The 22511-nt window shown below is 63.8% G+C and carries 21 protein-coding genes; 13 read left to right on the forward strand and 8 right to left on the reverse strand.

What is annotated here, in order from left to right; all coding sequences use genetic code 11:
- Positions 1-134: 134 nt before the first annotated feature.
- The 4 genes from KVP10_RS00535 to KVP10_RS00550 all read left to right on the forward strand — a co-directional run bounded on the left by KVP10_RS00535 (position 135) and on the right by KVP10_RS00550 (position 4225).
- The gene (locus tag KVP10_RS00535; RefSeq protein ID WP_217962510.1) at positions 135-1220 is read left to right on the forward strand and encodes an Ldh family oxidoreductase; all 1086 of its coding nucleotides are present in this window, start codon (positions 135-137) and stop codon (positions 1218-1220) included.
- 53 nt (positions 1221-1273) lie between these two features.
- Positions 1274-2452 (forward strand): enolase C-terminal domain-like protein, encoded by a 1179-nt coding sequence (locus KVP10_RS00540; protein ID WP_217962511.1) that lies wholly within the window; start codon positions 1274-1276, stop codon positions 2450-2452.
- A 223-nt stretch (positions 2453-2675) separates the two neighbouring features.
- Positions 2676-3785, forward strand: coding sequence for an ABC transporter substrate-binding protein (locus KVP10_RS00545; RefSeq protein WP_217962512.1), 1110 nt, complete (start codon positions 2676-2678; stop codon positions 3783-3785).
- Between the two features lie 131 nt (positions 3786-3916).
- Positions 3917-4225, forward strand: coding sequence for a putative quinol monooxygenase (locus KVP10_RS00550; protein ID WP_217962513.1), 309 nt, complete (start codon positions 3917-3919; stop codon positions 4223-4225).
- Positions 4226-4311: 86 nt separating this feature from the next.
- Here KVP10_RS00550 and KVP10_RS00555 read toward each other — a convergent pair whose 3' ends face one another.
- The 3 genes from KVP10_RS00555 to KVP10_RS00565 all read right to left on the reverse strand — a co-directional run bounded on the left by KVP10_RS00555 (position 4312) and on the right by KVP10_RS00565 (position 7416).
- Positions 4312-4965 carry a glutathione S-transferase family protein gene (locus KVP10_RS00555; RefSeq protein WP_217962515.1) on the reverse strand — a complete coding sequence of 218 codons (654 nt, stop codon included), beginning with the start codon at positions 4963-4965 and terminating at the stop codon, positions 4312-4314.
- 168 nt (positions 4966-5133) lie between these two features.
- A complete protein-coding gene (locus KVP10_RS00560) occupies positions 5134-6129 on the reverse strand; it encodes a Bug family tripartite tricarboxylate transporter substrate binding protein (RefSeq protein WP_217962516.1) in 996 nt (331 codons plus the stop codon).
- Between the two features lie 318 nt (positions 6130-6447).
- Entirely contained in the window at positions 6448-7416 is a 969-nt protein-coding gene (locus KVP10_RS00565; protein ID WP_217962518.1) for a Bug family tripartite tricarboxylate transporter substrate binding protein, read from the reverse strand.
- Positions 7417-7633: 217 nt separating this feature from the next.
- Here KVP10_RS00565 and KVP10_RS00570 point away from each other — a divergent pair, with 217 nt between their 5' ends.
- The gene (locus KVP10_RS00570) at positions 7634-8380 is read left to right on the forward strand and encodes a hypothetical protein (RefSeq protein WP_217962519.1); all 747 of its coding nucleotides are present in this window, start codon (positions 7634-7636) and stop codon (positions 8378-8380) included.
- A 109-nt stretch (positions 8381-8489) separates the two neighbouring features.
- Here the strand turns inward: KVP10_RS00570 and KVP10_RS00575 are convergent, their stop codons facing one another.
- The 5 genes from KVP10_RS00575 to KVP10_RS00595 all read right to left on the reverse strand — a co-directional run bounded on the left by KVP10_RS00575 (position 8490) and on the right by KVP10_RS00595 (position 13664).
- A complete protein-coding gene (locus tag KVP10_RS00575; RefSeq protein WP_217962521.1) occupies positions 8490-8909 on the reverse strand; it encodes a PaaI family thioesterase in 420 nt (139 codons plus the stop codon).
- Positions 8910-9103: 194 nt separating this feature from the next.
- On the reverse strand, positions 9104-10084 hold the full coding sequence (locus KVP10_RS00580) for a Bug family tripartite tricarboxylate transporter substrate binding protein (protein WP_217962522.1): 981 nt from the start codon (positions 10082-10084) through the stop codon (positions 9104-9106).
- 65 nt (positions 10085-10149) lie between these two features.
- Positions 10150-11073, reverse strand: a complete 924-nt coding sequence (locus tag KVP10_RS00585; RefSeq protein WP_217962523.1) for an NAD(P)-dependent oxidoreductase — start codon at positions 11071-11073, stop codon at positions 10150-10152.
- Entirely contained in the window at positions 11070-12782 is a 1713-nt protein-coding gene (gene ilvD / locus KVP10_RS00590; RefSeq protein ID WP_217962524.1) for a dihydroxy-acid dehydratase, read from the reverse strand. Before ilvD ends, KVP10_RS00585 begins: the two co-directional genes overlap by 4 nt.
- A gap of 147 nt (positions 12783-12929) precedes the next feature.
- Positions 12930-13664 carry a GntR family transcriptional regulator gene (locus tag KVP10_RS00595; RefSeq protein WP_217962525.1) on the reverse strand — a complete coding sequence of 245 codons (735 nt, stop codon included), beginning with the start codon at positions 13662-13664 and terminating at the stop codon, positions 12930-12932.
- A 249-nt stretch (positions 13665-13913) separates the two neighbouring features.
- Between KVP10_RS00595 and KVP10_RS00600 the strand changes: the two genes are divergently transcribed.
- From KVP10_RS00600 to pheT, 8 genes are all read left to right on the forward strand, one after another.
- Positions 13914-15083 (forward strand): CaiB/BaiF CoA transferase family protein, encoded by a 1170-nt coding sequence (locus KVP10_RS00600; protein ID WP_217963041.1) that lies wholly within the window; start codon positions 13914-13916, stop codon positions 15081-15083.
- 71 nt (positions 15084-15154) lie between these two features.
- Positions 15155-16123: a Bug family tripartite tricarboxylate transporter substrate binding protein gene (locus KVP10_RS00605; RefSeq protein WP_217962526.1), complete on the forward strand. Its 969-nt coding sequence runs from the start codon at positions 15155-15157 to the stop codon at positions 16121-16123.
- A gap of 11 nt (positions 16124-16134) precedes the next feature.
- On the forward strand, positions 16135-16926 hold the full coding sequence (locus tag KVP10_RS00610) for an enoyl-CoA hydratase (RefSeq protein WP_217962527.1): 792 nt from the start codon (positions 16135-16137) through the stop codon (positions 16924-16926).
- 96 nt (positions 16927-17022) lie between these two features.
- Positions 17023-17964 (forward strand): LysR family transcriptional regulator, encoded by a 942-nt coding sequence (locus KVP10_RS00615; protein WP_217962528.1) that lies wholly within the window; start codon positions 17023-17025, stop codon positions 17962-17964.
- A gap of 334 nt (positions 17965-18298) precedes the next feature.
- Positions 18299-18496 (forward strand): 50S ribosomal protein L35, encoded by a 198-nt coding sequence (gene rpmI / locus KVP10_RS00620; RefSeq protein WP_217962529.1) that lies wholly within the window; start codon positions 18299-18301, stop codon positions 18494-18496.
- 16 nt (positions 18497-18512) lie between these two features.
- Entirely contained in the window at positions 18513-18872 is a 360-nt protein-coding gene (gene rplT, locus KVP10_RS00625; protein WP_088601322.1) for a 50S ribosomal protein L20, read from the forward strand.
- 72 nt (positions 18873-18944) lie between these two features.
- Complete coding sequence (pheS, locus tag KVP10_RS00630; protein WP_217962530.1) at positions 18945-19967, forward strand: phenylalanine--tRNA ligase subunit alpha; 1023 nt, start codon at positions 18945-18947, stop codon at positions 19965-19967.
- A 126-nt stretch (positions 19968-20093) separates the two neighbouring features.
- Complete coding sequence (gene pheT / locus KVP10_RS00635; protein ID WP_217962532.1) at positions 20094-22505, forward strand: phenylalanine--tRNA ligase subunit beta; 2412 nt, start codon at positions 20094-20096, stop codon at positions 22503-22505.
- Positions 22506-22511: the final 6 nt, after the last annotated feature.

Raw genomic sequence — 22511 nt, forward strand, 5'->3', positions numbered from 1 at the left:
GTCTCGAATGCGAATTTTAGCAACAGAATATCATCCACGATATAAAATAAATCGTGCATGATTTATTGACACAACGTGCACGAAGAACCTAGAATCCATCCTGTCCCGAATCGAATCAGGCATCAGCCCCGACCATGACCTGCGGCACAGAACAAGATTTGCGTATTCCGGCCACTGCCTTGAGCGCCTACGCGGCCGAATTGTTGCGGCGCGCCGGCATGACAGCCCAACAGGCGGCGGCCGTCGCCGGGCGTCTGGTGGAGAGCGATCTGCTGGGGCATCGCACGCACGGTGTGGCCATGCTGCCCACGTATCTTGAGCGTCTCGCCGACGGCCGCATCCGGACCGCCGGCAGCATAGACGTGCTCAATGACGACGGCGCCAATTTCACCTGGCAGGCCAATCGCCTGCCTGGGGCCTGGGTGGTGGACCGCGCCGTATCGCAGGCGATTGAGCGCAGCCGCAATCATGCAGTGGTGACGGCCAGCATCGCGGAATGCACGCACATCGGGGCCCTGCAAGCCTATTTCGACGAAATCGCGGAATGCAAGTTGATGGCGCTGATGATGGTCACCGATCCCGGCGTTGCTTCTGTCGCTCCTTTCGGAGGCGCCGACCCGGTATTGACCAGCAATCCGCTGGGCGCCTGCATTCCTACTCACGGCCAGCCCATATTGATCGATCAATCGACTTCGGTCACCAGCAATGCATCCGTGAGGCAATACGAGCTTGCCGGCAAGAAGCTGCCTGGCAAGTGGCTGCTGGATTGCGAAGGCGTGGCGACCGATGATCCCGGGGCGCTGGCTGGAGAGCCTCCCGGCACCATCATGCCCATAGGCGGAGAAGACTTCGGCTACAAGGGCTTTGCGTTCGGCCTCCTGGTCGAGACTTTCGCATTGGCCCTCTGCGGGTTCGGCCGCAGCCAGCCGCGCGTGCGCGGCGGCCAGGGGGTGTTCCTGCAGTTGCTGGATCCGGATCGTTTCTGCGGGCGCCAACGCTTTCTGGACGAGACCACGGCGCTGGCTCGGCAGTGCAAGGCCAGCCGGCCCGCGCGCGGCAGCGATGGCGTACGGCTGCCCGGAGAGCGCGCCTTGATGCTGAAACACGAGCAACAGATCTCGGGGGTTGCTTTGTCGGCGGCCAGAGTGCGTCAGGTCGACGATTGGGCCGAGCGCCTGTCGGCCCCCCATTTGGCCAGCCTGGCCTGTACTCGAACTTGAATGTAGCCCGGCTGCGCATCTCTTCTACTTCTCACTCATAGGCTTATTTCGCCATGTCTCTTATCGATCGTATCGACATCACGACCTTCAAACTGGAATGCTCCAATTTTGCCAAGGATTATCACTATCCTATCTCCGGCTCGCTGGTCTACCAGCCCGGCGTGACCTCGGAGCGCAAAGGGCTGCTGGTCCAGGTGCATACCGAGGACGGCCTGGCCGGCGAGTTCGCGGACTTCACGCTGACAGGCGCACCCGAGCAGGCTGTGGAAGCAGCCCGTTCCGCCGTCGGCCAGCATTGGCACGAGCGCGAGCTGATCTATCGCAAGGCTCGCCGCGCTTCCCGCCCGGCGCATAGCTATGGCCTGTCCTTTATCGATGTCGCGCTTTGGGACTTGGCCGGCAAGGCTCACAAGGCGCCGCTCTATCAATTGCTGGGCGGCCACCGGACGGAGATCCCGGCTTATTTCTCTTGCCACAATGGCGATCGCAAAGGCAATCTGTCCAGCAAGGAAGATGTCGTGGCTTTCGCCCGTCCTTTGCTGGAGCTGGGCTTCGGCGGGTTCAAGATGCACAGTTGGCACGAGGGAAACAAATGGGAAGAGGCCGAGAATGTGGCATACATGCGCAAAGAGCTTGGCGATCGCGTAGAACTGATGCTGGATCCGGCTTGTGTGTTCGATTCCCTGGCGGACGCCGTCTTTGTGGGCAAAGCCTGCGAGGCGGCCGGCTTCAAGTGGTACGAGGATCCGCTGCGCCCCCTGGGCATCGGCATCTACGCCCACCGCAAGCTGTGCGAGGCCCTGGACATTCCCGTGCTGCAGACCGAACACGTGGCCGGCCCTGAAGCCAAGGCGGATTTCCTGCTCAATGGCGGCACCGACCTGCTACGCGTGGACGTGCACTACGACCTGGGCGTTACCGGCGCGCTCAAGACCATACGCTTTGCCGAATCGCTGGGGGTGAACGTGGAGGCCCACGGCCCCAGCCCGGTGCACCGCCACCTGATCGCGGCGATGCAAAACACGGCCTGGTACGAGGTGGCGAATATATCTCCGGCCATGGACGACCCTTCGCCTCTTATCTATACCTGCGGCTATAGCGACAACTACCGCTCTATCGGCAAGAACGGCACTCTCAAGGTTCCGCAACTGCCTGGCGTCGGCGTCGAATACGACCACGACCTCATACAGAAGAACAAGATCGCCACCGTCTCTGTGCGTAACGAGGGCTGAGCCTCGGGTGCGCATGAGCGCAATGCGCCGTGCCGGGCCTGGCCGGTATTCCCGCCAGCCTGGCAGCGCATTTTCATCAAAGATATGAGATCGCGCCGCGGTATGTGACATGGCTTGGCGGTTTCATTCTTGACGGGCAAGACTCGGGCGCCGAAGTAGGCGCAGCCGGGATTGATTTGCCCGGGAACTGGATATCAACCAACCATAGTTCGAGGAGATCATCATGAGAGACAAGCCTGTCAGCCGTCGTTCCGTCTTGAAAGCGGGGGCTTCCGCCATCGCGCTGCCATTTTTCGGCCTGTCGCTGCTGGAATCCGACGCGCATGCGGCATCGGGCACCGGCAAGGTGTCGGTGGTAAATGGCATCGCAACCGGGGCCGATGTCGCAGAGGCCGAAAGAGAAGGGGCACTGACGATATACACGCACGACAATATCGCAGGGATGTCCGGCATATGCGCGGATTTCCAAAAACTGTTCCCGAAGATCGACACCAAGTACGTCAGCCTTCAGACCGGCAATCTGTATACCAGGCTGCTTGCGGAACGGCAGGCGTCCCGGTATCTGGCGGACATCGTGCAGTTCTCGGATATCGGCGTAGCCATGGATTTTCAAAAACGCGGCGGCTACGAGGAATACCATTCCCCGCAGGACAAGAACTACAAGCCGCAGTATTTGAGCGACCCCGCAGGCTATTATTTCTGGATAGGCGTGTCGGTTGCGGGGATCGCATACAACAGCAAATTGGTATCGGCCGATGAGGCGCCCCGTGACTGGCCCGATCTGATAAACCCCAAGTGGAAAGACCGGATCAGTTTCAAGCTGACTTCATCGGGAGACCAGTTCCTCGAGTGGTATATGCTGCGGCAACTCTATGGAGACAAATTCTGGCAGTCCATTTCGGAATTGAAGATAAAGGGATTCAATTCCTTCGTCCAGCTCTTCGATCGTCTCTCGCGCGGCGACGACTTGATATGCGGGATAGCCGATTGGCAGGGGTATGAGCCCTATCATCTCAAGAATGCGCCCGTGAATTTCGTCATTCCCAAGAGCGGCGTCACCGCGATCCAGTTTCTTAATGGAATAGCGAGCAAGGCGCCGCACCCGCAGGCGGCGCGGCTGTTCTCCGACTGGGTGCGTTCCGATGTCGGCCAGGCTTCGTACCAGACCAATCCTCATATGTTCTATCTGTCCGTGCGAAACAATATGAAGAGGCCGGCCGGCGCGCCGAATCTGGACGAGATCCCGGTGCTCGTGCCGAAAGACGTGCAGAAGTTCGTTGCAAGCAGATCGACTTACAACAAGGAATGGAATGCCATGCTGGGCCTTATCTGAGCCCTGCGCGAAGGGGGGTTATGGATCGAGCGCCGAGCCCGTTTGCAAGGATGATGCTTTGGGCATAGCACAGCGCGATTTGCTCTATGATGCGCATGTATCCGTCGTTTTGCTTGCAAGGAACCCTACGCATGATCCATGTCATCGCCACCATCACCGCCAAACCAGGCCAGCGCGAGGCTGTGCTGGCCCTGTTCAAGAAGAATGTCCCTGCCGTGCTGGCCGAAAAAGGCTGCATCAGCTACGAGGCGGTAATCGATGTGCCGGGGTTCGGCGGTCCGCAGACAGACCTGGGTCCGGATACTTTTGCAGTGGTCGAGCGCTGGGAAAGCCCCGAGGCGCTGAAGGCCCACGCGGCTTCTCCGCACATGGCCGAATATGGGCGCAACACCAAAGAAATGCTGGCGCGGCGGGTGATCAACGTGCTGCAGGCCTGCTAGAAGCCCCAGTCAGCCAGTCCGCCAGCCGGCGCCCCCAGGCCGCAACGCGTCCGCACCGGTAGGTACGGGCGCCCGGCGGCAGAGCGCTAGGGCAGCTCTATGCCTTCTTGTTCCAGCGCGCGCTTTACCGCGGGCCGCGCACCCATGCGCCGGGCGTGCTCCGTCCATACGGGAAAATCGCGCGCCATGTCGTAGCCCAGGCGGGACCCGCGTCCCCAGTTCCAGAACACGAACATATAGGCATCGGCGACGCTGTAGTGCTCGCCGGCAACCCAGGCCGATTTCGCCGCGGCGAGCTTGGCCTCGACCATGCCCCAGGTTTCGCGGCATGATGCCCTGGCTTTTGCCTTGATGTCCTCGATGGCGGCTTCGCTGCTCGCGTAGCGTTCGGGGCGCGACACGTGGGCGTAGCTGACATGTATGCCCGACGAGCCCCAGGCCAGCCATTCCGCGCAGCGCGCCGCAGCTTGCGGGTCGCCGGGCCATAGCTTTGCGGCGGGGAAGCGCTGAGCCAGGTAGTAGAGGATGGCGGGGTTTTCCGTCAGGACGAAGTCGCCGTCGGCGATGACGGGCACGCGCCCCTTGGGATTGATGGCCAGGTATTCGGGACGGCGCTGGGCGCCCTCGGCCAGGGCGACCCGCACGGGCTCGAACGGGGCGCCGGTTTCTTCCAGCACGATGTGCGATGCCAGCGAGCACGCGCCGGGAGAATAAAAGAGCTTGATTTCTGGGGTGTTCATGTAGAGTCTCCTTGGAATTATCGGGACGGCTGCCTGGCCGGGGGTGGTACCGCGGCCGGCGCGGTGATGTGGCGGCCTGCCGACATGCTGCCCCGGCAGGCGCTGCGTGCGCCGCAGCCGGGGCGTCGCACATCTGCGATTGCAGTGGCCGGCCTGCGGCGTTTCGGTTTACTGCAGCGTGATGTGCGCTTCTTTGATGATGCGCGCGTTGCTGGCCGATTGGCGTTCGATTTCCTGCCTGAAGGATTCGGGCGTGCCGCCGGTGGCGACGTTGTCGCTGTGTTGCAGGATGCCGGCGATCTTGGGGTCTTTCAAGGCCTTGTTGACCGCGGCGTTCATGCGCTGCAGGATGGGCGCGGGCAGGCCGGCCGGGGCGAAGATGCCGAACAGCGAGGACAGGTTGGCGCCGGGGTAGCCCAGTTCTGCGAAGGTAGGAATGGTGGGGTATTCGGCCAGGCGCTGCGGCGCGGCCACGGCCAGCGGACGCAGCTTGCCGGCCTTGATCTGCGGCGCCAGCATCGGGGCGGAATTGACCGACAGCACATCGAACTGCGAGCCCAGGGCGTCTTGCATCTGCTGGCCGGCGCCCTTGTAGGGCACGTCGAGAATCTTGACATTGGCCTTGCGCATGACTTGTTCGGCCATGATGTGGCCGACCGAGCCTTTGCCGGAGGTGGCCCACGAGACCATGCCGGGCTTGCGGCGTGCGAAGTCGATCAGGGCGGGGAAGTCCTTCACGTCTTTCATGTCGGCGGCCTGGGTGGCCAGCAGCACGACCGGGGAATACATGACGCTGACGACAGGCAGGATGTCCTTCTCGGGATCGAAGGGCGGCTTCATCAGGTGCGGGTTGAGGGCCAGCGGGCTGATGGAGGAAAAGCCGAAGGTATAGCCGTCCGGGGCGGCCTTGGCGACCACGTCCATGCCTATGGTGCCGGCTGCGCCGCCGCGGTTTTCCACGACCACCGGCACACCGAGGTCGCCGGTGAGTTTCTCGGCCAGGGCCCGGGTAACCGTATCGCTGACGCCGCCGGCCGGATAGGCCACGATCATGTGTATGGGATGGCGGCCGGGCCAGGAGGCCGCGTCGGCGGCGCAGGCCTGGAAGCCGGCCACGGCAGCGGCGCAAAACAGGGTGGTTGCAGCGATGCGTGCTAGGGGCATGGTGGGGGTTCCGTTGGTTTTGATCCCGGCAATTTTACGCGCAGAAGTGCCGGTGACGTGCTGTGCGCGTTCAAGTCGAGTGTGATGGGCGGGCCCGGCCAACGCAGGGATGCTGCGGACGGGCACTCCCCGCTTCAGGTCGCATGGGGCACGCCCGACGCCAGCTTGGTCGAGGAGAAGGCTGCACATATGTCGAAGCACCTGAAGGGTCAGGATGCTTTCTCGAGCCATGGCGATGCTCGGGCCCGCAGCGGGGCCCGGCGCATCCGGCGGCCGCCGATGCGACCCCTTGCATATAGGCTGCCCGAATGTGCGCCTTTATTGCCGAGGGATATGATATTTTTTTATGAGCCCCGCGTATTCCTTGACCTGTTTGAGGAAGAAGGCGTCGAACTGTTTTGCATCCAAAGGAGCAGGCTCCATACCTAATCCGAGTATTGCCTGCTTTACCTGCGGCTCGGCCAAAGCCTTCATCAGCGCGTTGCTCAACTTATCCACCACGGCCTGCGGCGTTCCCTTCGGTGCGGCGACGGCCCACCACGACCCCAATCCCTCATCTTTCAATCCCGATTCCAACAGCGTGGGAACGTCGGGAAGCTGGGTCATGCGCGTACGGCCGGAAACCGCCAGCGGACGCAATTTTCCGCTTTTCAGGAATCCGAATACTTCCGCCGGCACTGTCATGAAGAAAGTGGTTCGTCCGGCGATCAGGTCGGTTAATGCGGGAGGGCCGCCTTTATAGGGCACATGAACAGCCTGGAAATCGCCGTCGCTGGTGATGATTTCCCCATTCAGGTGTTGGTTGGAACCGTAGCCGGTCGACGCGAACGAAACCTGCTTGGGATTACTGCGGCCATAATCGATCAGGTCTTTCAGGGAATGAAAAGGCGACTTGCTATTGACCACCAGAACGGACGGAGCCTGAGCCACCCGCGCCACGCGGACGAAGTCATGCACCGCGTCGAAGCCCGTGTTCTTGAACAAAGTCCGGTTCACCGCCAGTGAGCCGGACGCCATCAACAAAGTATAGCCATCGCCGGGCGAATGGGCCACATAGCCCGCTCCGAGATTGGAAGCCGCGCCTGGCTTGTTTTCTACGACTACTGATTGCTTGAGTTCCTCGCCGAGAATTTTGGCGGTTTCTCTGCCGATGATGTCCACGCCGCCGCCCGCAGTAAACGGGACAATCAGGTGGATGGGATGATCGGGATATGCTGCCAGCGCATTTGCGCATGCCGCCATGGCGACGAGTGCCAGCGCCAACCCCTTTTTTATTTGCTTGGGCATTCTATATGTCTCCAGTTAATTATTTATCCGGATTTTTATCTGCTGCTGCGATAATGCAATTGCCACAATAGCATACCGTAGTATACTATTTTCGGCAGAAAATGATTCGAAGAGTCGTGTGGCGAGTCGCAGGCGGCTGGCTGGCGCGTACCGGTATCCACCAAAACAGGGCAACGGCTCCAGCCGGCCTTTTGCTGTTCTTTTTGAGGAGGTCGCAATGATTTACGCGGCGAATAGCGAGAAAACGCTGGCGGAAAAATTCCTGACGCTGTCCGGCTCGGGACACAAGCATTACAGGACCGACTTTCTGGGCCGCAAGGGCGATCCCAGGATCAAAGGCAAGCCGCAGGCCTACCTGCTCGATCTAAACGCAGACGAAGTGCTGCCGCCGCATTTCCATATCATCGATCAGTTTCAGGTATTTTTCCGTGGCAATGGCACGCTCGGGCGCAATGCCGACGTGCTGCAGCCGGTCAGCATCCACTATGCGGACCATCATACGGGTTACGGTCCCATCATCGCCGGCCGGGAAGGCTTTTCTTATTTCACCTTACGCCCCGAGGCCGACCCAGGCGCCGTCTACCTGCACAAGGAAGGCTATCGCGAAAAGCTCGAGCCCAGCCGCAAGCGTCATCATCTCGTTCAGACCCGAATCAACGCCGAACCCGCCGTGATCCATAGTGGCGTCACACAGGAATGCCTCGTTGAAAAGGGCCAGAAAAACGATGCCGGCATCACTATGCTGCGCATGGGCGCCGATGCCCACGCAGTTGCACCCGACCCGGCGCGTAGCGGCGGGCAGTATTACCTGGTTCTCAGCGGCACACTTCTGCATGACGGTCAGCCCTATCCGCCGTTGTCCGTCCTTTTCGTCGATGCCGCCGAGCCGGCGTTTGAGGTGCGGGCGGGGCGTCAGGGGCTGGAAGCCGCAGTCATGCAGTTTCCCGATTGGTCAGAAGAGTGACAGGCCTTCGGTCATCGCCATCGGAGCAACATTGCCGCGGCGGACAATAGTGGCAAACCTGGGGCCACACGAGCCTTCACGCGCCGATTCGCGCCCATGAGATACGCATCTAACGCCGTCCGGCGGGATCCATGATGGCAAATATGCCGCTGGCCCGCAGGACCTTGTCGTCTCCTACGTAGACGGAGCATTCGGCAAATGCCATGCGCTTGCCCGCCCGTTGCACGTTGACGATGGCGCGCGCCCAGTCGCCGACTTTCGCCGGTTTCAGGAAGTCGGTAGTGAGGGTCACGGTGACCAGGCCGACGGGCTGGTCGTAGCATTCGATGATGGCATCGCCCAGGGCGCTGTCGGCCAGCGTGACCAGCAGGCCGCCGTGCGAGATGCCGCGCAGGTTGCGGTGCTTGTCCAGGATGCGCAGCGCCATTTCGGTGCGCACGCCATTTTCTTTCTTTTCGTAAAAGGGGCCGCACAGGTCGGTGAATTCGCTCGGCCTGTGCACCTGGGTATAGCCGGAAGGTATGTCCATTGTCTGTCGAAAAGGCGGCAAGCCGCGATGTTGCGAAGCTGTGAAGCATAGCGCATCCGGCCTCGATGGCAAAAAGGGATGTCCCCGGCGCGGACGCGAGCCGGCCCGCACTCATGGGCCAGGAAGGCCTGGCGGCCTGTCCCGGCAGGGCGCGTCGACGGCCTGTCCGCAGTGAGGACAGGCCGGCCCCGTGGCTACTTTACTTGCAGCGTGATGCCCGAGGCCTTGATCTGCTTGGACCAGAATTCGCGCTCGCGGGTTGCATAGCTGTGGAATTCATCGGGGCTCATGTGCATGGCCTGCAGGCCCAGCATGTCGTGCACCTGGTTCTGGAAGCCGGGCGCCGCCAGGCCGGCATTGATGGCCTTGTTCAGCTTCAGCACGATGTCCTTGGGCATGCCCGGAGGGCCGACAATGCCGGTCCAGGCGTTCGAAGACAGGCCCTTGACGCCGGCTTCCTCGATGGTCGGCACATCGGGCAGGATGTCCATGCGCTTGGGCGTGATGGTCGCCAGGATGCGCACCCTGTGGCTCTTGTAGAAGGGCATGATCGTGGCGATGTCGGTGATGTCCATCGAGATCTGCTTGCTGACCAGGCCCTGCGCCGCCGGCGCGCCGCCCTTGTAGGGCACGTGGGTGATCTTCAGGCCTTCCAGACGCGCGAACAGATCCAGCGTCAAGTGGTGCGGGGTGCCCACGCCCGGCGAACCGCAAGTCACCAGGCCCGGATGCGCTCGCGCATCCTTGATGAGGTCGGCCAGGGTCTTGTAGGGCGAACTGGCCTCGACGGCGATGACCAGCGGGAAGATGCCCAGGCCCGAGATGTAGGTGAACTTCTTGGGATCATAGGGCAGCGAGGCATACAGCGAGGGGTTGTAGGCCAGCGCCGTGGCATCCATGGTGCCTATGGTGTAGCCGTCGGGCTTGGCGTTGAGGATGGCATTGGCGCCGATGATGGTGCCCGCGCCGGGCTTGTTCTCGACGATGATGCTCTGGCCCAGCTTGGTGGAAATTTCCTTGCCCAGCAGGCGCACCACGAAGTCTATGCCGCCGCCGGCGGAATAGGGCACGATCCAGGCGATGGAATGGGAAGGCCAGTCGTTGGCGGCGGCCGGTGCGGCGGCCGCGGCGGCCATGGCCATGACGGCCAGGTATTTGCGCAGGTGCTTGAACATGAGTCTCCTCGTCGGTGTGGTGCTTATGTCGTTGGTGGATGCTTCGGTATTGTCCGGTGCGCGGTTCAGGCCTTTGCGCCGGGCGGTCTTTCGGGCCAGGGCACACGCACCAGCTCGGAGATGTCCGCCGGGCCCAGGCCTTGCCGCGCTGCCGTGCGATAGCTGTCCAGCGCCGCGCGCAGCCCGCGCATGTCGGTGCCGGTTTCCTGCGCCAGCACCGCGATGTTCTCGACGTCCTTGAGCATCGTGGCCACGGCCCCCAGGGGCTGGGCTATGGGCGCCGTCATGCGCGGCACGAAGATCTGCAGCAGCGCGGAGTCGGCCCAGCCGCCGGCCAGGGCGGTGTTCAGGACCGATGGATCCATACCGCTGTGCGCGGCCAGTGCCACGGCTTCGGCGATGGCGTTGATGGTGCTGGCGACAATAGTCTGGTTGCACAGCTTTGCGGTCTGGCCGGCGCCGCTGTTTCCGACGCGCGTGACGCGCGCGGCATAGGCGCGTATCCATGGCTCGACGTGCTGCAGTGCGTCCGCCGGGCCGCCGGCCATGACCGACAGCGTGCCGGCGGCTGCGCCCGCCACGCCGCCCGAGACGGGGGCATCGATCCAGGTCCGGCCCGAGCCCTCGCGCAGGCGCGCCGCATAGTCGCGCGTGGCCGCGGGCGAAATGCTGGAATGATCGACCAGCAAACCGCCTTCGACCAGGTGTATGCCTTGGGGCCCGAATACCGTGGCTTCGACGGCGTCCTGGTCGGTCAGGCACAGGAAGACCGCCGCCGCGCCGGCAGCGGCTTCGGCCGGGGTGGCGACGGCTTGCGCGCCGTCGGCGGCCAGCGCCCGCGCCTTGTCGGGGCTGCGGTTCCAGACGCGCACCTGATGTCCGGCGGCCAGCAGGCGCCTGATCATGGGCGTGCCCATCAAGCCCGCGCCGCAGAATCCCAGCACCGCGCGCCCGGCCTGTTGCGCCCGTGCCGCTTGCGCCGCAGTCATTCGCCCTCCGGCGTTTCGTAGGGCCATTGCAGATTGCCTGAATGCGTCACCGCGCCTTCGTGCGCCGGACGCACCAGCGCGGCGTACTTTTCCAGTGCGCCGGCCAGGCGGGGCTGCGGGGCGGGGACGTGGCTGGCGCGGCGCGCCGCCAGTTCGGCATCGCTCAGGTCTACATGCAGGGTGCCGGCCTCGGCGTCGATGTGAATCATGTCGCCGTCGCGCAGCAGTGCGATCGGGCCGCCCGCGGCGGCTTCGGGGCCGATATAGCCTATGCACAGGCCGCGGGTGGCGCCCGAAAAGCGGCCGTCGGTCAGCAGCGCCACTTTTTCGCCCATGCCCTGGCCGTACAGCGCGGCCGTGACGCTGAGCATTTCACGCATGCCCGGGCCGCCCTTGGGGCCTTCGTTGCGGATGATCAGCGCCTCGCCGGGCCGGTAGCTGCGCTGCGACACGACGTGCATGCAGGCTTCTTCGTTTTCGAAGACACGCGCAGGCCCGGAAAACTTCAGCGATTTCAGCCCGGCGATCTTCAGCAGCGCGCCGTCGGGGCACAGATTGCCCTTGAGCACGGTCACGCCTCCGGTGGGATGAATGGCGCGCGAGCAGGGGCGCAGCACCTCGCCGTCGGGCTCGGGCACATCGGCCAGGGCCTCGGCCAGGCTGCGGCCGTCCAGCGTCAGCACGCTGCCGTCCACATAGCCGCCGTCCAGCAGCGCCTTGAGCACTGCCGGCACGCCGCCCGCCTCGTGCAGGTCGCGCGCCAGGTAGCGGCCGCCGGGCTGCAGGTCGCCGATGAGCGGAGTGCGGCGGAATACCGCGGCGACGTCGTCCAGCGTGTAGCGGATCCCGGCCTCGTGCGCAATGGCCGGCACGTGCAGGGCGGCGTTGGTCGAGCCGCCCGTGGCCGCCACCGCCGCGCAGGCATTGTCCAGGCTGGCGCGCGTGACCAGGTCGCGCGGCAGCGGGCCGCCTTTTTCCAGGCAGCGCATGACATGCTCGCCGGCGCGGTAGGCGATGGCCAGGCGCTCGCTGTAGACCGCCGGCATCATGGCCGAGCCCAGCGGCGACAGGCCCAGGGCCTCGGCCACCATGGCCATGGTGTTGGCCGTGAACTGGCCCGGACAGGAGCCGACCGAGGGTATGCAAGTGCGTTCCATGGACTGCAGGTCGGCCAGCGGCATCTGGCCGTTTTGCACGCGGCCCACGGCCTCGATGGTGTCGAGTATGGTGGCCTGGGCGCCCAGGCCGCGGCCCGGCAGCGTCGCGCCGCCGTACATGAATACCCCTGGCACATTGACGCGCAGCAGGGCCATCATCATGGCCGGCAGCGTCTTGTCGCAGCCCGCGAAGGCGATCAGCCCGTCGTAGCCGTGGGCACGCACCGCCAGTTCGACGCTGTCGGCGATGGTTTCGCGCGACACCAGGCTCATGCGCATGCCGCCGTGGTTCATCGAGGTGCCGTCCGAAATCGAGATCGTCGAGAAACTTACCGGGACCCCGCCGCCCGCAGCCACCCCGAGCCGTGCGCGATCGGCCAGCGGCGCCAGGCCCATGGAGCAGGGCGTGTTCTCGCCCTGGGTGCTGACGATGCCCACCATGGATTTTTCCAATGCGGCATCGTCCAGGCCCGTGGCGCGCAGGAAGGCGCGGTTCGGCGTATGGGTAAGCCCTTGGGTGACGATGCGGGAGCGGTGCTTGTGCAGGGACATGGCGGGGATCCGGTGTGGCGTTTGATGGACGATGGAGAGTCGGGATGGCTTGGTGTTTTCGGTCTTGCAGCTAATAAGAATGACGTTTTCAGGCGTGCAGGTATTGGGTATGCAGTTTTGGGGCGTATCGTTCTCAGGCGTGTAGGTTCAGGCGTATGTCGGGCTGCGTTGGCGCCGCTGCCGCGCCGGAGCGGGCTCGGATGCGACGCCATGGGCGAGCAGCAGGTCGAACGACCAGCAGATATCGCGCTCGAGCGCATCACGCGCTGCGCGGGCATCGCGCCGTTCGATGGCCTCGACGATGGCGGCATGCAATTCGACCGGCGGGCGCTCGTCCGGACGCATCAGCGCCCGGGCCGCGCGCAGGCAGGGGCCGGACTGCAGCCACAGGTTTTCTATCATCGCCAGCAGCGATTCCGAACCGCCGGCCCGATAGATCGTGAAATGAAAAGCCTGGTTGCTGGCGACCCATACCGACAGCGCGTCGGGGTGCGCAAGAGACTGCCCGATGCGGCGCGCCAGCCGGCGCAAGTCGGCGATTTCCGCCGTACCCATGCGTTCGACCGCCCATTCGGTGACGGCACCTTCCACCAGCACTCGGGCGCGCCGTATGTCGTGCAGGCGTTCTTCCGAAAGAACCGGCACGCGCATGGAGCGGCTTTTCATGGGTTCCAGCGCGCGCTGCGCGGCCAGGCGGCGCAGCGCCTCGCGCACCGGCATAGCGCTGGTGCCGAAGGCATCGGCCAGTTCCTGGATGCCCAGTACCGATCCGGCAGCGTAATCGCCGCGCATCAGATGGTCGCGCAGGCGCTGGTAGACCGCGAGGTTTACGGCCACGTGTTCTACGGGGGAGGGTTCGAATCTGCCGTTCGTCGATGCCATTGCCGTGCCGCAAGCCGCTGCCGGGGCGCATGCGCCTGCCGGTGCCGCAGCGAAAATCCTATCTTTGATCAAAGATCTGCAAGAGTAGGGGCAGTATAGGAATGAATACCCGCAAGGGCGTATCCGGAATTTCCCGTAGCCCTCGCTTACGTCTGCGACGAACGCATCCTTAGAGAGTTTCGACTGGCCCGACATCGCGCCTGATCCTTACACTGCCAACTGTTTTTCAGGGTTGGGCTTGGAATGGCTATATTGGGAAACGCGTTGGAAGGCATACGCGTATTGGATCTGTCCCGCATTCTCGCGGGCCCGTGGTGCACGCAAAACCTGGCCGATCTCGGCGCCGAAGTCATCAAGGTGGAGCGTCCGAACGGCGGCGACGATACTCGCGGCTGGGGACCTCCGTACATTGAATCGGGCGACGGCGCACACAGGATGTCCGCCTATTTCAGTTGCTGCAATCGCAACAAGAAGTCCGTGTGCCTCGACTTCAAGCTGGACGAGGACAAGAGCCGGCTGATGCAAATGGTGCGCGACGCCGATGTGCTGGTGGAGAACTACCGCGTCGGCACGCTGGCGCGCCATGGCCTGGACTACGACAGCCTCAAGGCGATCAATCCGGGGCTTATCTACTTGTCCATCACGGGTTATGGCCAGACGGGGCCGAAAGCCTCCAGGCCGGGCTACGACTATATATTCCAGGGATTGGGCGGCCTGATGAGCTATACCGGCAGGGCCGACGACGAAGACGGGGCCGGGCCGCTGCGCGCCGGAGTCGCCGTGGTCGACATCGCGACGGGCATGTATGCGACATCCGCGCTGCTGGCCGCGCTGTTCCAGCGCGGGCGCACGGGCAAGGGGTCGTACCTGGACATTGCCTTGCTGGACGTGGCTCTCGCCATGAATGCCAACCAGGGCGCCAATTACCTGGTGTCGGGCGAAAACCCGAAGCGTACCGGCAACGCCCATCCGAACCTGGCTCCGTACGAAGTGTTCCGTGCGCAGGACGGCTATTTCATCCTCGCCATAGGCAACGACACGCAGTTCCAGCGTTTCTGCGCGCTGTGCGACCGGCCTGAACTGGCGCAAGACGAGCGCTTTGCCAGCAATAGCGCCCGGATATCGAATCTGGGCTCGCTGCGCAAGATCCTGGCAGCGCTGATCGAGCAGCATCCCCGCGCGCACTGGACCCGGGCATTGGATCGACTGGGTATTTCCTGGGGATCGGTCAACACCCTGGAGGAAGCCTTCGAGGACGAGCAGGTTCGCCACCGCGGCATGCTGCGCTATGCGAGCCATCCCGTGCTGGGCGAAGTGGCCCTGGTCGCCAATCCCATGCTGGCGGCAGAAGGCCAGCATCGTTTCGCCGCCCCGCCTTTGCTGGGCGAGCACACAGCTGGAGTATTGCAGGACGGCTGAGCCTGCTTGCCGTATGTCCGTGTGTCCTGTTTTCCGTTTTGTCATTGCATATATCGATCGAGGAGACCTTCATGCATCGTAGAAAATTGTCCCTGCTCATTGCCGCGGCCGGCATGCTTGCCAGTTCCCTGGCTGCGGCGGCTTATCCCGACCACGCCATCAAATTGATTGTCCCCTATGCGCCGGGCGGGACGACCGATCTCATCGCCCGCATCGTGGCGCCGCGCATGGGCGCGGCGCTGGGGCAGTCGATCGTCATCGAGAACAAACCCGGCGCGGGTGGCGCGATCGGCAGCGCCTATGCCGCGCGCCAGGCGCCCGACGGCTACACGATCGTCATGGCGGTGGAAAGTTCGCACGCCGTCAATCCCAGCGTGCACAGCCATCCCACGTATGATCCGGTGAAGGATTTTTCCCCGATCAGCAATCTTGCGAATGTGCTGGGGGTGCTGGATGTGAATGGCAAGTCCAGCATCAAGACGTTTGCGCAATTGATCGAGCAGCTCAAGGCCGACCCCGGCAAGTTCTCGTACGGCTCGTCGGGCAACGGCGGCTATAGCCACTTGTTCGGCCAGCGCTTCATCGCTTCCACTGGCACGCACATGCTGCACGTGCCCTATAAAGGCCTGGGGCCTGCGCTGACGGCATTGCTTTCCGACCAGATCCAGGTCGTGTTCGACAATCTTCCGTCATCGGCGGGCCAGATCGCCAGCGGCAGCCTGCGGGCCCTGGCCGTTGCCGCGCCCCAGCGAGTCAAGTCCATGCCCGACGTGCCCACCTATGCCGAGGTGGGCTATCCTGAACTGAATACGCCGTCCTGGTTCGGCCTGGCCGCGCCCAAGGGCCTGCCCGCAGCCAAGCTGGAAGTGCTCAACCAGGCTGTAAAGACCGCGCTCGCCGATCCGGAGGTCGTTGCGCAGATCGATCGCCAGGGCGCTGTGGTGGACTACACCAGCCCGGAAGAATTCGCGAAAGTCATACGTGAGTCCAATGAGCGCTGGCAAGGCGTGGTCAAGGCCATCAACTTCCAGAAAATGTAAGGGGTATCGGCATGTCGGAACAGAACTGGAGCCAGCACGCGCAGCTGGACGTGGATGGCCGCGGCGTTGCCACGCTATGCATACGCAACGCCAAAAGCCTCAATATATTGAGTACGCCCGTGGTGCAGGCGCTGACGCAGGCCCTGGAGTCGGCCTCGGCCAGGGCGGACATCCGCGTGCTGGTGCTGCGCGGCGAAGGCGACAAGGCCTTTGTCGCCGGGGCGGACATCAAGGAAATGGCCGCGTTCGACCAGCGCGGCGCCGAGGCGTTCATCGAGCGGCTGCGCATTCTGTGCGAACGCTGCCGCCAATTGCGCGTCCCGGTCATAGCGCGTATTCCCGGATGGTGCCTGGGCGGCGGCCTCGAGTTCGCCTTGGCCTGCGACCTGCGCATTGCCGCGGATACGGCCAATTTCGGCATGCCCGAGGTCAAGGTGGGCATACCGTCGGTCATTTATGCCGCGCTGATGCCGCGCCTGATCGGCAAGGCCAGGGCCACCTGGATGCTGCTTACCGGAGAAATCGTCGACGCCGCGCAGGCCGAGTCGTTCGGGCTGGTCGACCGGGTCGTGCCGCTGGCGCAGCTCGATGCCGAGGTCGATCGTGTCGCGGCCCTGTTGGCGGGCCTGGGCCCCCAGGTAGTGGCCCAGCAGAAGCGCATGATGCGCCAATGGGAAGACGAGCCGCTGCAAACATCCATCGCCGACAGCGTGCGCGAGTTCGGCGCGGCCTTCAACACGGGCGAGCCGCAGGAATTCATGGGCAAATTCATACAGGCCAAGCAGGGCCGGGACCGCGCCTGAGGCGGGCGAGGGCCGCGGCCTCGGCGCGGCCCCGCTTGCACCGCTCTTCGCCGCTGGCTATGCTAGCGGCCATGTCGCCATGGACCGGGGGAAGCGGTGCGCTACGAACTGAAAGACCTGCGCCTGTTCCGCGCCATCGAAGAAACGGGCAATCTGTCCGCGGGGGCCGCGGCCATGCACATGACCGCTTCGTCGGCAAGCTACCGCTTGAAGAACCTGGAATATGCGGTGGGCAGGCCCTTGTTCACGCGCACGCCCCGGGGCATGACGCTGACGCCGGCCGGCGAAGTGCTGTCGCGCCATGCGCGCACGGTGCTCGACGATGTGCAATCGATGCATGACGAACTCCTGGGCCTGGCTTCCAACCTCAAGGGCAGTATCCGCCTGCTCGCCAACAGCAGTTCGCTGAACAGTTTCATTATTCCGAGCCTGGCGCGGTTCCTGAGCGCCAATTCCAGAGTCAATGTCGACCTGAAAGAACAGGAAAGCAGTGTCATCCCGCAATCGATCCTCAACGACGAGGCCGACATAGGCGTGGCGGCAGCCTCGTCCGAGTCCGACGAGCTCGAATCGCAGCTATACGCGCAGGACACGCTGATCTGCGCGGTGCACCCGGATCATCCGCTGGCCACGCAACAGCGCGTGCCGTTCGCGCGCTTGCTGGATTACGACTTCGTGTCCATGGACCGCAACAGCAGCAATTTCCTGTTCCTGGCCGGGCAGGCGCGAGCAGAGAGCAGGCCGCTGAATGTACGCATCCACGCCCATGATTTTCGATCGGTGCTGTACCTGGTGCAGGCCGAGGTCGGCATTGCCCTGGTGCCCGCCAGCATTGCGCACGAATATGCCCGGGACAAGCGCGTGGTGCCGGTCGCCATCGCCGCGCCGTGGGCTACGCGTAATCTATATATGATCACTCGCAGGCAATCGGGGCGCAGCAAGCTCATCCATGAGTTTGCCGACATTCTCATGCATGACCCTCAAGTGGTTGCCAGCCGGGCGAGCATGGATGATTGTAGCTTTCAGATACATTCTTGACCGCTACGCCACAAGAGGCGGCTTTCGATGGACAAGAAGAGAAAAACCGTCATATAATCAAGAGCTTTTCTGGCGGGCGACAGGTTTATGCCTTGTTAGGTTGGCTTTCTGCTACTGCTACTTCTTTTTAAGGTAGTAGCTGGCTCCTATATAGATCAGGCACTGCCTTTGCCGTGCGGATGGCTACGCGGGCCCTTGCGGGTTTCTGGGCCTCGGCGCGTAAGCTTTCCCGTAGGCTGCCCACCCGGAAAATAAAACAAGCGAAGCTGGGTCTTACAAGTATTGCCGGTATCGGCTGGCAGTCACCTCTCTTCGCACATCAGTGAGCTATGTCATGCCCAAGATGAAAACCAAGAAAAGCGCTGCGAAGCGCTTTCAGGTCCGCGGCAGCGGGTCGATCAAGCGGGGTCAGGCGTTCAAGCGCCACATCCTGACCAAGAAAACCACCAAGAACAAGCGCCATCTGCGCGGTTCTGCCGCGGTGCACGAGACGAATGTCGCCTCGGTCAAGGCAATGATGCCTTTCGCTTGATTATCGGAGATCTGCCATGCCTCGAGTAAAACGCGGCGTTACCGCCCGCGCCCGCCATAAAAAAGTCATCAAGGCCGCCAAGGGCTACCGCGGCCGCCGCGGCAATGTGTTCCGCATTGCCAAGCAAGCGGTCATGCGCGCCGGGCAATATGCCTACCGCGACCGCCGCAACAAGAAGCGCACCTTCCGCGCTTTGTGGATCACGCGTATCAACGCGGCTTGCCGTGAACTCGGCATTACCTACAGCGTGTTCATCGCCGGCACCAAGAAAGCCTCGATCGAACTGGATCGCAAGGTGCTTGCCGATATGGCCGTGAACGACAAGGCGGGCTTTGCCGCCGTCGTCGCCCAAGCCAGGTCCGCGTTGGCCGCCTGATCGGTTTCGATCCTGTAGTGTTTGCGAACGGGGCTCTGTCGGGCTCCGTTTGCATTTGGAAAAGCGATAAACATGACTTCTCCGGATGACGGCCTGATCGATCAGGCAAAAGAACAGTTTGCGCAGGCCCCCGACGCGGCGGCGCTGGAAAACGCCAAGGCCAGGTTCCTGGGCAAGCAGGGCGCGCTGACGGCGCTGCTCAAGGGCCTGGCGCAACTGGATCCGGAACGCAAGCGCGCGGAAGGCACGCGCATCAATCTGCTCAAGCAGCAGATAGAAGGCCTGCTCAATGATCGCCGCGCGCAACTGGCGCAGGCCGATCTCGATCGCCGCCTGGCCGAGGAAACCATAGACGTGAGCCTGCCCGGGCGCGGCCGCGGCGCCGGCGGCATCCATCCGGTGATCCGCACCTGGCAGCGCGTGGAGGCGATTTTCCGTTCGATCGGCTTCGACGTGGCCGATGGCCCCGAGATCGAAAACGACTGGACCAATTTCACTGCGCTGAACAATCCGGAGAATCACCCGGCGCGTTCGATGCAGGACACGTTCTATATAGACATGCAGGACGCCGGCGGCCTGCCGCTGCTGCTGCGCACGCACACCAGCCCGATGCAGGTGCGCTATGCTCGCATGCACCAGCCGCCCATCAAGGTCATTGCGCCGGGGCGCACCTATCGCGTCGACAGCGACGCCACTCATTCGCCCATGTTCCACCAGGTCGAGGGCCTGTGGATCGCCGAAGACATTTCCTTCGCGGATCTCAAGGGCGTCTATACCAATTTCCTGCGGGCGTTCTTCGAGACCGACGATCTTTCGGTGCGCTTCCGCCCGTCCTTCTTCCCGTTCACGGAACCTTCCGCCGAAATCGACATGATGTTCACGTCGGGGCCGAACCGCGGCCGCTGGCTCGAGATATCGGGCTCGGGCCAGGTGCACCCCCAGGTCGTGAAGAATTTCGGCCTCGATCCCGAGCGCTACATCGGCTTTGCCTTTGGCTCGGGCCTCGAGCGCCTGACCATGCTGCGCTACGGCGTGAACGACCTGCGCCAGTTCTTCGAGGGCGATCTGCGCTTTTTGCGCCAGTTCAACAGCTAGCGCCAGTCCATGCCTCGAGGGGCGCGTGGCCGGCGGCAAAAAAGCCGGCCATCGTGGCGCGAAGCGCCGGCCTCGATGCCCCGGAAAGCCGCAACGTAACGTCAACCGAATCCAGATCCTTCCATCATGCAATTTCCCGAATCCTGGCTGCGTACTTTCTCCAACCCCGATATCGACACCGAAGAGCTGTCGCAGCGCCTGACCATGGCCGGCCTGGAGGTCGAAGAAACGCGGCCGGTCGCGCCGCCGTTTTCGGGCGTGGTGGTGGCGCACATCGTGGCGATCGAGCCGCATCCGAATGCCGACAAGCTGCGCGTGTGCCGGGTCGATGACGGGTCGGGCGAGCCGCTGCAGATCGTCTGCGGCGCGCCGAACGCGGCGGCCGGCCTGAAGGTGCCGCTGGCGCGCATCGGCGCCGTGCTGCCGGGCGGGATGCGCATAGGCAAGGCGAAGATGCGCGGCGTCGAGTCGCTGGGCATGCTGTGCTCGGCGCGCGAACTGGGGCTGTCGCAGGACCACGCCGGCCTGCTGGTGCTGGATGATGCGGCACAAGCCGGCCAGCCGCTGCGCGAGGCGCTGGACCTCGATGATACGCTGTTCACCCTGAAGCTGACCCCCAACCGCGCGGATTGCCTGTCCATACTCGGCGTGGCGCGCGAAGTGTCGGCACTGACCGGCGCCGCGTTGACGCCGCCGGCCATAACGCCCGCGCCCGTGGCGCTGTCCGACCGCCTGCCCGTGACGGTACAGGCGCCCGATCTGTGCGGCCGCTTTGCCGGGCGCATCATACGCGGCGTGAATGCGCGCGCGGCCACGCCCGACTGGATCAAGTCCCGCCTGGAGCGCGCCGGCCAGCGCTCGATCTCGGCGCTGGTGGATATTTCCAACTACATCATGCTGGAGCTGGGGCGGCCCACCCACGTATTCGACCTGAAGCGTATCCAGGGCGGCCTGACCGTGCGCTGGGCGCGCCAGGGCGAGTCGCTCGAGCTGCTCAATGGCCAGACCGTCGAGCTGGCGCCCGACGTGGGCGTGATCGTCGCCGGCGACGCGGTCGAGAGCATGGCGGGGATCATGGGCGGCGAAGCGACCGCGGTCACGCTGGACACCACCGATATTTATCTCGAGGCGGCGTTCTGGTGGCCCGAGGCGATCATGGGCCGCGCCCGCCGCTACAAGTTCAGTTCCGAGGCCAGCCACCGCTTCGAGCGCGGCGTCGATTTCGAATCGGTGGTCGAGCACCTCGAGCGCATGACCGGCCTGATCCTGGAAATCTGCGGCGGCAGCGCGGGCCCCGTGGACGACCAGGTAATAGACCTGCCGCGCCGCGACCCGGTCGCCATGCGCCTCGAGCGCTGCCACCGCGTGCTGGGCGTGCCGGTGCCGCGCGACGAGATCGCCGGCATATTCCAGCGCCTGGGCCTGCCGTGCCGCATCGAGGGCGACACTTTCCTGGTCACGCCGCCTTCCTATCGCTACGACCTGTTCATCGAGGAAGACCTCATCGAGGAAGTGGCGCGCATCTATGGTTTCGAGCGGATCCCCGATCTGCCGCCGCTGGCCCGCGCCGAAATGCGCAGCGAGCCCGAGACGCTGCGCGGCCCGCACGCGCTGCGCAACACCATGGCTGCGCTGGACTACCAGGAAGTCATCAATTTTTCGTTCGTCGAGCAGGCCTGGGAACACGACTACGCCGGCAATGACGATCCGATCCGCCTGCTCAATCCCATCGCCAGCCAATTGGCCGTCATGCGCTCGAGCCTGATCGCCGGCCTGGTGGCCAATATCCGGCATAACGCCAACCGCAAGCAAAGCCGGGTCCGGGTCTTCGAGCTGGGCCGGACCTATGCGCGCGACGCCTCCGTGACCGATGGCGACCTGAGCGTGGCCGGGGTCAGCCAGCCCATGCGCCTGGCCGGCGCGGCCTGGGGGCCGGCGCTCGAAGAGCAGTGGGGCGCGGCATCGCGCGCCGTGGATTTCTATGACGTCAAAAAGGACGTAGAAACGCTGCTGGGCTCGCAGGCCGAGGCGCTGCGCTGCGTGGCGGCCCCGCATCCTGCGCTGCACCCCGGGCGTTCGGCGCGCCTGGAACTGCGCGGCGAGCACATAGGCTGGCTGGGCGAACTGCATCCGAGGCTGGTGCAGCAGGCCGAGCTGAACCGGGCGCCGGTAGTCTTCGAGGTCAATGTAGCGTCGGTCTCGACGGCGGCGATGCCGCGGTCCGGCGAGCTGTCGCGCCAGCCCGTGGTGATACGCGACCTGGCCGTATGGGTCGCGCCGCAGGTCGACTATCAAAGCCTGCTCGACACGCTTGCCCGCGCCATCGCTTCCGATGTTAAGCTATCCATCGTCCGCGATGTCCGCCTGTTCGATGTGTGGCGCGACGCGACGGCAGGGGCGGCCTCGGAAAAGAGCATGGCATTTCGCTTTTGGTTACAAGATCCCGAGGTCACGCTGGACGATGCCACTGTCGAACAGTGTATAAATCGGCTATTAGAGGCGCTCGTCAGCGCTCATGGGGTGCGCTTGCGCGCATAAGGAGTG

Source organism: Candidimonas humi, assembly GCF_019166065.1.
GTDB lineage: Bacteria > Pseudomonadota > Gammaproteobacteria > Burkholderiales > Burkholderiaceae_B > Candidimonas > Candidimonas humi.

What these genes read in the sequence shown, in the direction of transcription:
- KVP10_RS00555 (WP_217962515.1), bottom strand. Translation starts at nt 4,965, where the DNA reads ATGAACACCCCAGAAATCAAGCTCTTTTATTCTCCCGGCGCGTGCTCG.
- KVP10_RS00605 (WP_217962526.1), top strand. Translation starts at nt 15,155, where the DNA reads ATGCATCGTAGAAAATTGTCCCTGCTCATTGCCGCGGCCGGCATGCTT.
- rplT (WP_088601322.1), top strand. Translation starts at nt 18,513, where the DNA reads ATGCCTCGAGTAAAACGCGGCGTTACCGCCCGCGCCCGCCATAAAAAA.
- KVP10_RS00550 (WP_217962513.1), top strand. Translation starts at nt 3,917, where the DNA reads ATGATCCATGTCATCGCCACCATCACCGCCAAACCAGGCCAGCGCGAG.
- KVP10_RS00580 (WP_217962522.1), bottom strand. Translation starts at nt 10,084, where the DNA reads ATGTTCAAGCACCTGCGCAAATACCTGGCCGTCATGGCCATGGCCGCC.
- KVP10_RS00560 (WP_217962516.1), bottom strand. Translation starts at nt 6,129, where the DNA reads ATGCCCCTAGCACGCATCGCTGCAACCACCCTGTTTTGCGCCGCTGCC.
- rpmI (WP_217962529.1), top strand. Translation starts at nt 18,299, where the DNA reads ATGCCCAAGATGAAAACCAAGAAAAGCGCTGCGAAGCGCTTTCAGGTC.
- pheS (WP_217962530.1), top strand. Translation starts at nt 18,945, where the DNA reads ATGACTTCTCCGGATGACGGCCTGATCGATCAGGCAAAAGAACAGTTT.
- KVP10_RS00575 (WP_217962521.1), bottom strand. Translation starts at nt 8,909, where the DNA reads ATGGACATACCTTCCGGCTATACCCAGGTGCACAGGCCGAGCGAATTC.
- KVP10_RS00565 (WP_217962518.1), bottom strand. Translation starts at nt 7,416, where the DNA reads ATGCCCAAGCAAATAAAAAAGGGGTTGGCGCTGGCACTCGTCGCCATG.
- KVP10_RS00585 (WP_217962523.1), bottom strand. Translation starts at nt 11,073, where the DNA reads ATGACTGCGGCGCAAGCGGCACGGGCGCAACAGGCCGGGCGCGCGGTG.
- pheT (WP_217962532.1), top strand. Translation starts at nt 20,094, where the DNA reads ATGCAATTTCCCGAATCCTGGCTGCGTACTTTCTCCAACCCCGATATC.
- KVP10_RS00595 (WP_217962525.1), bottom strand. Translation starts at nt 13,664, where the DNA reads ATGGCATCGACGAACGGCAGATTCGAACCCTCCCCCGTAGAACACGTG.
- ilvD (WP_217962524.1), bottom strand. Translation starts at nt 12,782, where the DNA reads ATGTCCCTGCACAAGCACCGCTCCCGCATCGTCACCCAAGGGCTTACC.
- KVP10_RS00535 (WP_217962510.1), top strand. Translation starts at nt 135, where the DNA reads ATGACCTGCGGCACAGAACAAGATTTGCGTATTCCGGCCACTGCCTTG.
- KVP10_RS00610 (WP_217962527.1), top strand. Translation starts at nt 16,135, where the DNA reads ATGTCGGAACAGAACTGGAGCCAGCACGCGCAGCTGGACGTGGATGGC.
- KVP10_RS00545 (WP_217962512.1), top strand. Translation starts at nt 2,676, where the DNA reads ATGAGAGACAAGCCTGTCAGCCGTCGTTCCGTCTTGAAAGCGGGGGCT.
- KVP10_RS00540 (WP_217962511.1), top strand. Translation starts at nt 1,274, where the DNA reads ATGTCTCTTATCGATCGTATCGACATCACGACCTTCAAACTGGAATGC.
- KVP10_RS00570 (WP_217962519.1), top strand. Translation starts at nt 7,634, where the DNA reads ATGATTTACGCGGCGAATAGCGAGAAAACGCTGGCGGAAAAATTCCTG.